Source organism: Arthrobacter sp. 35/47, from assembly GCF_000520475.1.
In the GTDB taxonomy this organism is placed as follows: Bacteria; Actinomycetota; Actinomycetes; order Actinomycetales; family Micrococcaceae; genus Arthrobacter_D; species Arthrobacter_D subterraneus.
Genome location: NZ_KI914598.1, coordinates 28,632 through 40,242 on the forward strand (window position 1 = coordinate 28,632; position 11,611 = coordinate 40,242).

Sequence of the window (11,611 nt, forward strand, 5' to 3'; positions counted from 1 at the left end):
CCGATGGCCAGCCGGTGTGAGCGGATCGTCGGGTGGTCCGCCAGCGCGGACTGGAGGACGGAGAAGGAGGTGATTTCGCCGTCGTCGTTGTAGCTGATGTCCGGACGCAGAGTGTTCACGCCCGCGGTTTCCAGCCACTCGGCAGACCATTCCCTGAGGTCCCGGCCGCTCGCCTTCTCCAGCTCAACCAGCAGATCGGAGAGTTCGGTATTGGCCCACGCATGCTTGCCGAAGTACTCCCGGACGCCCTGCATGAATTTGTCCTGGCCGACCCAGGCCACGAGCTGCTTCAGGACGGAGGCGCCCTTCGCGTAGGTAATACCGTCGAAGTTGACCTGTACATCCTCGAGGTCGTTGATCGGAGCGACGATGGGGTGCGTGGAGGGCAACTGATCCTGGCGGTATGCCCAGGCTTTCTCTAGGGACGCGAACGTGGTCCAGGACTGGGTGAACTTGGTGGCTTCCGCAGACGCCAGGGTGGACATGAACTCGGCGAACGACTCATTCAGCCAGAGGTCATTCCACCAGCGCATTGTGACCAGGTCCCCGAACCACATGTGGGCGAGCTCGTGGAGGATGGTGATCGCGCGGCGTTCAATGGTGGCCTCGGTGACGCGCGAGCGGAAGACGTAGCTCTCCAGGAACGTGACGGCGCCGGCGTTTTCCATCGCGCCGGCATTGAACTCCGGTACAAATAGCTGGTCGTACTTCCTGAACGGATACGGTGTGCCGAACTGAGCCTCGAAGAACTCGAAGCCCTGCCGGGTCAGTTCAAAGACGTTCTCGGCATCCAGATACTGCATCAGCGATTTGCGCGCGAAGACGCCGAGGGGAATGGTGCGGCCGTCCGAGCTGGTCAGCTCGCTGCGCACGGACTGGTACGGCCCGGCGATCAGCGCCGTCACATAGGAGGAAAGCAGCGGTGTCGGCTCGAATGCCCACGTTGCCCGCGCGCCGCCGTCCTCCGACGAGCCCGCGTCAACGGGCTCCGGCGTGGGGGAATTGGAGATTACGTCCCAGTGCGACGGCGCTGTCACGGTGAAGCGGAACGTTGCCTTCAGATCCGGCTGCTCAAAGACGGCAAAGACCCGACGCGAGTCCGGAACTTCGAACTGGGTGTAGAGGTAAACCTCATTGTCAACCGGGTCAACGAAGCGGTGCAGGCCCTCGCCGGTGTTCATGTAGAGCATGTCCGCGTCGACGACCAGTTCGTTGGACGCGGCAAGATTATCCAGGCGGATCCGCACCCCGTCCGCCACCTCCGCCGCATCGAGGTCCACGCCGTTGAGGGTCACGCGATGAACGGATGCGGTGACGGCGTCAATGAAGGTTGAGGAACCCTGCTCGGCGTCGAAAGACACCACGGTGGTTGACCGGAAGACCGTGTCGCCGCGGGTCAGATCGAGATTGATGGCGTAGCTGTGGACGCTGACTGTCGCCGCGCGCTGGCGTGCTTCGTCCCGCGTCAGGTTCATACCTGGCAAGGTGGTGCCTCCGAGAGTGGGGAGTAGACGTACCGCGCGGTAACGCGGTGTGACCCACCTTACGCAGAACTTCAAACCTTCACCATTTCGGTGGAACTCCCGGGCCGGGCGATCTCAACCTGTTTCCAAGGTCTCCTCCTTAGCGTTGAACCAGCACGATAGCCGTCAGCGTCCCCGCCATCAGCGGCGCGGAGGCGTACGCGGTTGTCCGGACTGCTTAGGAGTGTGAAATGTCCCCGAGATGGAGCACTGCAAGGGTTACCGCGATTGCGACGGCTCTCGCGATCGGAGGTAGCGCCGTGGTGGCAGCACCGACGCTCGCCCTGCCGGGCGATGCGGAAGCATCCGCGGTTGACCTGAGACTGTCCCTCGAGCTCGGCGGCGCCAGCCTGCTGGATGTGGATGCCGCGGCGGAAACGGAGAGTCCGCCCAGGGAGGTGGTCATACCCGATCTGTCCGCACACGTCGGTGCGCTCAACGGCGCAGCTGTGGCCGGCAGGGCAACGCTGTCGACCGCGTCCGGGGCGGCGGGGACAACGAGCTCCGCCGTCATCGAGGATCTGACAGTGTCTGTACTCGGTGTCCAGGCGGTGGGAGCAACCCGCGTGATCTCAGCAGCCGAGTGTCTCCCCGGCGCATTGCCGGCAGCGGAGACCGCTTCGGAGGGCGTCACCGTTCTGGGCACTCCGGTTGACCCGGCGGCTGTCCCCGTGGCGGGTCTCGAGTTGTCGACCGCAGCCACGGTGCCCGGCATGACCAGCGCCGAAGTCCTGGCGAAGGTGAAGGTCGGAACCATCAGCAGGAACGCTGCATCGGCCGAGGCGACCGGTCTGACCGTCAACCTCACCCTGAAGGGGACCGTCCCTGACGTCGGTATGGTCGCGGCGATCTACCTCGGCAATATCGTGATCGGTGAGGCTGCCTGTGAGCACTTGGAAGTGCCGTCTGCGCCTACGGCAGAAGAACTGGTGCCCGCCGAAGGAGTGAGCACGGGCAGCGACACGGTCACCCTTCGCGGTTCCGGCTTCACCGGGGACACCACGGTGGATGTCGGCGGGAACGCAGCAACCGACGTCGTTGTCCTGTCAGACAGCGAACTGACGTTCTCCACACCGGCCGGTCCGGTGGGTCCATCGCTGGTCACAGTAACAACCCCCTCAGGAAGCAGCACAGGTCTCGGGTTCACCTACACTGAGCCGGCACCGGAGGTGCCGGTGGTCGACGTGCTCGACCCCGATGAGACGGCAGCCACCGGCGGTGAGGAGATCTGGATCTTCGGATCCGGGTTCGCGAGGGACCGCACCAGCGTCACAGTTGGAGAGACGGTGATCTCACCCTCCGACGTCGAGTTCCTGAACACGGGCACCCTGGTCATCAAGGCTCCGGCCCAGCCGGCAGGACTCGCCTCCTTGAGCGTCACAACGCCGGTCGGATCGAGCGGCTCCCTCGACCTGAACTACTTCCCGGTGGCGGTGCCGCCGACCATCACGTCGGTCACTCCCGACTCAGGCCCCATGGAAGGCAACACCTCAGTCACCCTCAGAGGTACCGGGTTTGTACCCGCAGCGACCATGGTGACCATGGACACCGCATCCTTCCTGGACGACGACGTGACGGTCGTCTCTGACACGGAGCTTTCCTTCATTGTCCCGGCAGGTACGGAAGGGCCTGTGAACATCGATGTGACGACGGCGGCCGGCACCTCCAACACCGTGGTCTACACCTATACGGCGACCGCTCCTCCTCCCCCTCCGCCGGCGGGTATGGAGGGCCACGATTTCAATGGTGATGGAACCGTCGATGTGCTGGCGCGGGATTCGGCGGGCAGGTTGTGGCTGTACCCGGGGAATGGTGCGGCCGGTTGGCTGGCGAAGAAGCAGGTGGGGTCGGGCTGGCAGTCCATGACGGCGATCCTGGGTCCGGGTGACTTCGACGGTGACGCGAACGCTGATGTGCTGGCGCGGGATTCGGCCGGCAGGTTGTGGCTGTACCCAGGCAACGGTTCAGCCGGTTGGCTGACGAAGGCCCTGGTCGGCTCCAGCTGGAACGGTATGACCGGCATCCTCTAACCGGCCCCCGGACCGCTTTCGCATCGGAAAAAGCCTCCCGAACCGCATTGGGTTCGGGAGGCTTTGCCGTGCGCGGATGTTCAGTGAATGCACCTCGGCAATTGGTGGCCTACGGCATCCAAGGTAATTGCAGGCTCTCCTCGGCAGAGTGATCCCAGGGCATGGTGCGCCGTGCCCCACCGGCGGCGGTCTCGCCGATCGGGAGACTCGGAACCATCAGGGAGACGATCATGAAATCGGACGGTACACATACCGCGCCGGGGGCGACCCCGCGCACACGCAGGATATGGAGGGGGACCGGTATCGCTGCTTCGGCGGTTGTGCTCTTGTCCACATTTGGTCCGCCGCCCGCCGGGGCGCTGTCCCAGCCGGCGGCGATCCTTCCAGCGGCTGTGGCAACAGGTCCGCAGGGGAGCGTCGGCCCGGTCAACCCCGAAACCGGCTATCCATACTGGTACGGCGACAATACCGGCCTGCGGTTGGAGCTTTGCCTCGACGCCGTTGAAGTCTGCCCTGTGGTTGGCGCCGGCTACGATCCGGCCCAACCGCTCGAAATGCCGGGGAACTTCCCCGAGGAGTCCTTCTGGTGGTCCGCCGAAGCGTCATTGCCATTGCCGAACGGCGAGGAAGCACGCCTCATTATGGCCACAGAAGCAGCGTTCGGCGGTGCCGGTGACGTGGCACAGGGTCAGCAGAACGCTTTTGCACGCATGCGCATCCGCATGGAGGATGTTGCGCCGCTATCGGACTACGAGGTGACAACTCCCTATGGCGTATTCATTGTCACCTCTGATGATCGCGGCCGGGTGCGCTTCACCGAGGATCTTGGGTGCCTGCAGCAGCCGTGTGACTGGACCGAGCCGCTGAGCGGAAAGATCGGGCCGTTCCTTCGATGGGACTCGTCACTTCCCGCTGCACCTGCCGGGTCCATTGGTGACCCGAACGTGGAGCATGCGGTAATCGGCAGCCCCTTCGGCACCAACTTCTTCAGCATTGAAGGACCTGGTGTACCGCTGGCGCAGACCGACCAGTTTGCCGTGCAGGGCAAGATCGCCACTGTGCGCGCCGGGGTGGACAAGCCGGGCGGCACCTACAACCAGGCCCTGATCGTCAATATCCAGACCTCCTTCCCTGACGAAGCGAAGGTCGTCTACACCACCGATGGTTCCGAGCCGGTTGTGGCTGCGGACGGTTCGGTCTCCCACGGACAGCTCTGGGTGCCCTCGGAAGGGGACAACGACGTTGCTCCCGTGAGCCTGGCTACTCCCGGTACAACCGTTCTCAAGTACCTGGCAGTCAGCCTGACCGACCCGGCGCAGCGGACGGCAATCCAGAGCGAGACCTACACACTCGACGCAACCAGCCCCTGGATCGCCGCGTCCCCTGACGCGACTGCCGCTTCCTACGCCGGCCCGCAGCAGGTCACCCTGACCGGAACGGCCCAGACAGGCTCAGCGCGCATCTACTACACCCTGGACGGCTCCGACCCGACATACACCTTGGGCGGTGCCACCGGAGCGACACTCGAGTACACCGGCACTCCCATCGCCGTGGGACACACCACGACCATCCGCGCAGTCTCGGTTGACGGAGCCGGCACCGCCGGCGAGATCCGGAACTTCCGGTACGTCATCCACAACCTGAAGGCGCTCGGTCCCATAGTGCCCGGCGGCCATGGGTACCCCAGCTGGGTCGAGGACAACGGGTGGGCAGGCCAGGAGCCGGTGCAGCTTGACCTGTGCCTGGACGACCCGCTGTGCCCCGTGATCGAGGAACTACCCTTCCCGCTGGATCCCATGGAGTTCCCGAGGAACTTCCCCGGAGAGTCCTTCTGGTGGGCTTCTGAAGCCTTCCTTCCAATCGATGGTGAAGAGGTGCGTCTGACGCTTGCGCTGGAGGCCGCATTCACGGGCGAGGGGGCCGCTGCCGGAGACGAGATCGCCTTTGGCCGCATCCGCGTCCGCGGCGACGAGGTCTTCGAATTCGGCTCCGTCTACGAGATCACCCACCCATACGGGAAGTTCCTCGTGGAAGCTGATGACACCGGCAGCCTCCGGTACACGGAAGACCTCGGCAGCATGAACGGCAACGGTGACTTCACGCCGCTGCTCGAGTCGAAGATCGGACCGTTCCTGCGGTGGGATCCGGCTGTCGCCCCGGCAGCCCCTGCCGGCTACCTCGGCGACGGCAGCACTCCTCACGCTGTTACCGGCAGCCCCTACAACACCAACGTCTTCGAGATCCGCCACGTCCGGACCACCCTCGGTGAGACGGTCAACCGGCTGCTGGGAAGCACTGCCGACTTTGTGGTCCAGGGGCGCACCGTGGGTGCTGTTCCGCCGGCCGCTCCGACAGTCACAGCAGCGACCGCCGGCGGAACGTTCAACACCGTCCAGACGGTGTCACTGACCGCAGAACCGGCAGGTTCGCCGATCTTCTTCACCGTTGACGGCACCGACCCGGAACCCGACGGAGTGCAGTACACCGAACCGATCACCATCGGTGAAGGAACCACCACTCTGAAGTTCCTCGCCGTGAACGAGGGCGTGCCCTCGGAAATCGTGACCGAGGTCTACACAGTGGACCTGACGGCTCCGGAACTGGCAACGACAACCCCGGGCGGCACGTTCACCGGCGCGACGACGGCGGCCCTCACCGCTACAGAGGGTGCGGCAATCCGGTTCACCACTGACGGCACCGAACCGACGGCGACGAGCACGCTCTACACCGCTCCCATCGCCATCACGCAGACCACCACCCTGCGGGCAGTCGCGATCGATGCCGCCGGTAACGTCAGTGCACTCGGACAGTGGGTGTTCACCATCAACGCCCCCACTCCACCTCCAGCAGGCACCGGAGGCCATGACTTCTCCGGCGACGGGAACGCGGATGTGCTTGCACGGGACACCTCCGGCCGTCTGTGGCTGTACGCCTCGAACGGTACCGGCGGCTGGCAGCCGCGGGAACAGGTCGGTACAGGCTGGAATACAATCACCAGCATTGTCGCTCCGGGCGACTTCAACGGTGACGGAAATGCCGACGTTCTCGGTCGGGACACGAGCGGCGCGCTCTGGCTCTACCGCGGCAACGGCGACGGCAGCTGGATGACCAAGGTCAAGGTGGGCTCGGGCTGGAGCGGTATGTCCAGCATTGTTGGTCCCGGTGATTTCGACGGCGACGGCAACGTTGATGTCCTGGCGCGGGATGGGGCGGGACGGCTGTGGCTGTATCCGGGCAACGGTTCCGGCGGCTGGCTTGCCAAGGTCCTGGTGGGAACACGGTGGAACGGAATGACCGCCATCCTCTGACAATCACCCGGTGAGACTGGCCGGCAAGAAGAGGCCTCCCGCACTGTTCACGGTGCGGGAGGCCTCCTTTGCGTCATCCAGCCGTTCGACGTCCCGCACCAGGCGTCTCATTTCCAAGCGCGAGGGAAGGGGGCGACAGGGAGGCGGGGAATGGCAGCGCAATCCCTGCCTCCCACCGCCGTCGTTGTCCGGGGTGGGGGTTCCCTGAGCCGTGTGGAGACACACAAAAGTCCAGGCGGTCCACCCGTTTCCGGGAAGACCGCCTGGACTGGAATAGAAGGTCGCCGGGGTTTTTACTGACCGTCCCAGAAAGCGGGAGCCGCCTTCATCGGGTCGTTAAGATCCACCTGGCCCGGCTTCAGGCCGACCGAGAACTGGGTCATCATGTCGTGGTCCTCATGCGGCAGGTTGTGGCAGTGGATCATGTACTTGCCGCGGTGCGGCCCGAACTTCATGAGCAGGCGGACCGTCTCACCTTCTCCGACGTACACCACATCCTTGGGTCCGATCTCGTAGGAGAAGGGTGCGCGCCCGTTCCTGCTGAGGATCTGGAAATCCACCAGATGAATATGGATCGGGTGGAACCAGCCGCCGGAACTGTTCTCGAACTCCCAGATCTCGGTGGCGCCGAGCGCAGGATCGGCACAGACCCTCCGGTAGCCGCTCGCAATGATATCGGCCCAGGAATCCTCACCGATCACCCACACGTCGTCATTGCGCTTCACCCGAAATTTGCGGACGCGGGTGTCGCGGGCCGGCCGCAGGTCCATCACTTCGTGGGAGGCGAGGATCTGCGGGATCGTCTTCCAGGTCGGATCGGAAGTATCGACGGGTTCATCCGTCACGTCGAAAGCCATGATCCGGTCAGTGAAGTCGTAGTCGATGTTGTTCTTGTTGGACAGGTTCCGCAGCTCGACGCGCTGCCCGGGCTGGTACACGGAGAAATCGACCAGGATCTCGTACCGTTCGGCTCCGGCGTGGCGCCAGGAATCGACGGTCTGCGTCTTCGGCATCAGCCCGCCGTCGGTGGCCACGATGTGCACACCTTCCCCTGTGCTCAGCGTCGGCCGGAAGGAGCGGGAAATGGACGCATTGAGAATCCGGAAGCGGTACACCCGGCGCTGAACCTTCATCACCGGCCATGCTTTTCCGTTCACCAGGATCACATCCCCCCAGAGCCCGGAATGCGAATTGTCGTCATAGGCGAGGCTGCCGTCCGCGGCGAACATGGCGTCCGAAAGGGTCAGCGGAACGTCGAAATTGTTCTGCGGCAGGAGCTCCCGCTCAGCCGGGTCATGCATGCAGAACTGAGCCGACAGGCCCGAATACGCGTTCTCCGCCGTGTTGTGCACGTTGTGGTCGTGGTACCAGAGGGTCCGGGCTGACTGGAAGTTCGGGTACTCATAATTCTTCGCGAACCCGGGAGGAGTGACGTCGCTGGCATAGCCGTCGAACTGGGGGAGCGACGCTGAACCGTGCAGGTGGGTCGACGTGGACAGGGTATGCCCGTGAAGCGGATGGGTCTGGGGGAGCTGGTTGCGGATCTTCAGCACGGCCCTCGTGCCCTGGAGGAGGTCGATGGTGGGGCCGGGAAAAATCCCGTTGTAGCCCAGGATCGGGGTGGTCAGCCGAGGAAGGATCCTGGCGGTGCCGGCCTTCTGGGTCACGCTGTAGTAATGAACCTTGGCTCCGTCAGGGGCACGTCCCACCGCATACGGCTGCAGGATCGGCGGAACGGTGAGGAGAGTGCGGTACGGGATCGGCATATCGGCGTCCGCCAGCTTGCTGGCCGACTTCGCACTGATGGAGCCGAAGGGCACCGCCAACGCCCCGGCTCCGATTACCCCTAGTCCCCCGAACGTGAGGACCTGACGTCGAGAAACAGACATCGGTGTTCCTTTCCTAGGATGTACACAAAGGATGGACTCCGCTGCTTGGAGAAAACCTAGGATTTCCGCAGCCGCGAAGGCTGACCGACACAGTGCGGCAGCGGCGCAGGAAAGCACTAGCCTTGAGTGAAAAGCCGACCGGAATCACAGAACGGAACCCACATGCGCGTCCACATCGCAACAGACCATGCCGGCATGGAGTTGAGCGCCCACCTCGTCTCGCACCTCAGCGCCAGGGGATACGAGATGGTTGATCACGGGCCATCGGCGTATGACCCGGAAGACGATTACCCGGCCTTCTGCATCAACGCCGCGCTGGCAGTGGTCGATGATCAGCTCTCCGGTGTTGAGGCGCTCGGCATAGTCCTGGGCGGTTCAGGCAACGGCGAGCAGATTGCGGCGAACAAGGTCCGCGGCGTACGGGCCGCGCTTGCCTGGAACCTCGACACCGCCAGGCTTGCGCGCAATCACAATGACGCGAACGTCGTTGCGCTCGGGGGGCGTCAGCACTCCCTGGAGGAGGCCACCGCAATCGTCGAGACCTTCCTCGCGGAACCGTTCAGTGCGGCAGAGCGGCACATCCGGCGCATCAGCAAGATCGCCGCCTATGAAACCACCGGCGAAATTCTCCAGTAATGCCCGAGGGCCACTCGATCCACCGGATCGCCCGGCAGTTTGCGTCGGTCTTCGCCGGCGAGGCCCTGAGGGTCAGCAGCCCGCAGGGCCGGTTCGCGGCAGGGGCCGAGCGGCTCGACGGCGGCGTGTTGACCGGCGCCCGAGCACATGGCAAGCAGTTGTTCCTGGAATTCCACAACGAGCTCGTGCTGCGGGTGCACCTCGGTCTGTACGGCGCGTGGAGCTTCGGCGGGGACAGCCGGTTCCAGGGGGCATCCAGCATTGGCGCTCCGAGACGGATAGGGGAGCGGGAAACCGCCCACGACGACGGCGCTGCTTCCGTCTATGCCGGCCCGCCTCCTCCGGTCGGTGCAGTCCGTGTCCGGTTGGCCTCCGCTCACGGCTGGGCGGATCTCCGCGGCCCGACAGCGTGTGAGCTCATCACGGGAGCCGAACGCGACGCAATCATCGCAAAGCTCGGACCGGATCCGCTGGACCCGGGATCGGACCCCGGCGAGTTCGTTGCGAGAGTCCAGCGGAAGCGGACCGCTGTGGGCCTGTCGCTCATGAACCAGGAGGTGATTGCCGGCGTCGGGAATGTCTACCGTGCAGAGGCCCTCTTCCGGGGCAGGGTGTATCCGTGGCTGCCGGGTGCTGCACTGCGAGACGACGACGCGGCGGCGCTCTGGGAGGACCTGGTCTTCCTGATGAACGACGGGGTGCGAGCCGGCCGCATCATCACCACGGCTCCCTCCCACCGGGAGGGACCGGCCGGCACGGATTCCGGTGTACCCGTGGAAGACGCGCACTACGTTTATAAACGTACCGGCCTGGCGTGCCGGATCTGCGGAACGATGGTGGCGATGGCCGAGATGGGAGCGAGGAAACTCTACTGGTGCCCGTCCTGCCAGGCGGCCTGATCAGGCTGAAAGTGCCTCGTTCAGAGAACCCGTTTTAGGGAAGTGGAGGGGATGACGGGAATCGAACCCGCGTAATCAGTTTGGAAGACTGAGGCTTTACCATTAAGCTACATCCCCGGATCCGGCCACTGTGCGCTCTCGTGGAGATGAGCGGTCGGCTGGAACGCATATAACTACACCATAAGGGCCCGGAATTCTCAAAATGTGCAACCGCGCGGTTTCTTTCGTAGACTTGCCTCTGCACTCAACGGGGTGTAGCTCAGCTTGGTAGAGCGCCTGCTTTGGGAGCAGGAAGTCGCAGGTTCAACTCCTGTCACCCCGACTCTGCGTTAAACGGTGCAGAAATTTGTATCACTCGGTGCAGAAATGATCCCTTGCGGGATTTCCAACCCGGTGCAGAACCGATCCCTATCATTCAGGAGTACTAGGCTGTGAAGAGCGCTGTCGAAAACCTCACTCCCACGCGAGTGAAGCTCAACGTGGAGGTCCCTTTCGAGGAACTCAAGCCGAACATCGAAGCTGCCTACAAGACCATCGCCACGCAGGTGCAGGTTCCGGGTTTCCGTAAGGGCAAGGTCCCCAACAAGCTCATCGACCAGCGGGTTGGGCGCGGTTACGTCATTGAGACGGCGATCAACGAGGGCCTCAACGGCTTCTACCAGACCGCGGTCCAGGAGACCAACATCCGTCCGTTGAGCCGGCCCGAGGTGGAAATCACCGAGGTTCCGGACCCGTCGGCACAGGACGGTCAGCTCCTGTTCACGGTGGAACTCGACATTCGTCCCGAGATTGAGCTGCCCGAGTACTCCGGCCTGGAGGTCACCGTCGAGGCTGCCAAGGCATCCGATGAGGACATCGTGAAGGCCCTGGATGAGCTGCGCGGCCGGTTCGGCACCCTTAAGGACGTGGACCGTCCCGCAACCGACGGCGATTTCCTCACGCTCGACCTGACGGCGAAGGTCGACGGCGAGGAAGTGGACTCCGCGGCGGACATCTCCTACCAGGTAGGGTCCGGCACCATGCTCGAAGGCATGGATGAAGCGGTGACCGGACTGAGCGCCGGGGAATCCTCCACTTTTGAAACAACCCTCGCCGGCGGCGAGCACACGGGCAAGGCCGCAGAGGTCACCGTATCCGTCAAGGCAGTCAAGGAGCGCGAGCTCCCTGATGCCAACGATGATTTCGCGCAGCTCGCGAGCGAGTTCGACACCATCGATGAACTGCGCGCTGATCTCGCCAAGCGTGCGGCTGAGGACAAGCTGGTGGAGCAGGGCGTGGAAGCCCGCGACAAGGTTCTGGAGAAGCTCCTGGAGCTCGTCGAGGTCC

Annotated in this window: 7 protein-coding genes and 2 tRNA genes; 6 read left to right on the forward strand and 3 right to left on the reverse strand. The window is 64.0% G+C overall.

Features of this window, described 5'->3' with window-relative positions; translation table 11 throughout:
* Positions 1-1,475 (reverse strand): aminopeptidase N (pepN, locus tag X803_RS21485; RefSeq protein ID WP_035778492.1); only part of this gene is annotated, 1,475 nt, incomplete at its 3' end.
* Positions 1,476-1,714: 239 nt separating this feature from the next.
* Here pepN and X803_RS21045 point away from each other — a divergent pair.
* Both X803_RS21045 and X803_RS21050 read left to right on the forward strand, forming a co-directional pair.
* Entirely contained in the window at positions 1,715-3,553 is a 1,839-nt protein-coding gene (locus X803_RS21045; RefSeq protein WP_084033605.1) for an IPT/TIG domain-containing protein, read from the forward strand.
* A gap of 392 nt (positions 3,554-3,945) precedes the next feature.
* Positions 3,946-6,861 (forward strand): chitobiase/beta-hexosaminidase C-terminal domain-containing protein, encoded by a 2,916-nt coding sequence (locus X803_RS21050; protein ID WP_162149221.1) that lies wholly within the window; start codon positions 3,946-3,948, stop codon positions 6,859-6,861.
* 293 nt (positions 6,862-7,154) lie between these two features.
* Here X803_RS21050 and X803_RS0109705 read toward each other — a convergent pair whose 3' ends face one another.
* The gene (locus X803_RS0109705) at positions 7,155-8,750 is read right to left on the reverse strand and encodes a multicopper oxidase family protein (RefSeq protein ID WP_026544992.1); all 1,596 of its coding nucleotides are present in this window, start codon (positions 8,748-8,750) and stop codon (positions 7,155-7,157) included.
* 162 nt (positions 8,751-8,912) lie between these two features.
* On the opposite strand from X803_RS0109705, the gene X803_RS0109710 reads away from it, so the two are divergent.
* On the forward strand, positions 8,913-9,386 hold the full coding sequence (locus X803_RS0109710; protein WP_026544993.1) for a ribose-5-phosphate isomerase: 474 nt from the start codon (positions 8,913-8,915) through the stop codon (positions 9,384-9,386).
* Positions 9,386-10,285, forward strand: a complete 900-nt coding sequence (locus X803_RS0109715; protein ID WP_026544994.1) for an Fpg/Nei family DNA glycosylase — start codon at positions 9,386-9,388, stop codon at positions 10,283-10,285. The genes X803_RS0109710 and X803_RS0109715 overlap by 1 nt, the downstream gene beginning before the upstream one ends.
* A gap of 43 nt (positions 10,286-10,328) precedes the next feature.
* Here the strand turns inward: X803_RS0109715 and X803_RS0109720 are convergent.
* Positions 10,329-10,402 (reverse strand) — tRNA-Gly (locus tag X803_RS0109720).
* A gap of 131 nt (positions 10,403-10,533) precedes the next feature.
* Between X803_RS0109720 and X803_RS0109725 the strand changes: the two genes are divergently transcribed.
* Positions 10,534-10,607 (forward strand) — tRNA-Pro (locus X803_RS0109725).
* A gap of 109 nt (positions 10,608-10,716) precedes the next feature.
* Positions 10,717-11,611: trigger factor (tig, locus tag X803_RS0109730; protein WP_026544995.1), on the forward strand; the 895-nt coding region annotated here is incomplete at its 3' end.

Bases quoted from the DNA above. Each gene is read 5' to 3' on its own strand.
- X803_RS21045 (WP_084033605.1), top strand. From the start codon at position 1,715: ATGTCCCCGAGATGGAGCACTGCAAGGGTTACCGCGATTGCGACGGCT.
- X803_RS0109705 (WP_026544992.1), bottom strand. From the start codon at position 8,750: ATGTCTGTTTCTCGACGTCAGGTCCTCACGTTCGGGGGACTAGGGGTA.
- X803_RS0109710 (WP_026544993.1), top strand. From the start codon at position 8,913: ATGCGCGTCCACATCGCAACAGACCATGCCGGCATGGAGTTGAGCGCC.
- X803_RS0109715 (WP_026544994.1), top strand. From the start codon at position 9,386: ATGCCCGAGGGCCACTCGATCCACCGGATCGCCCGGCAGTTTGCGTCG.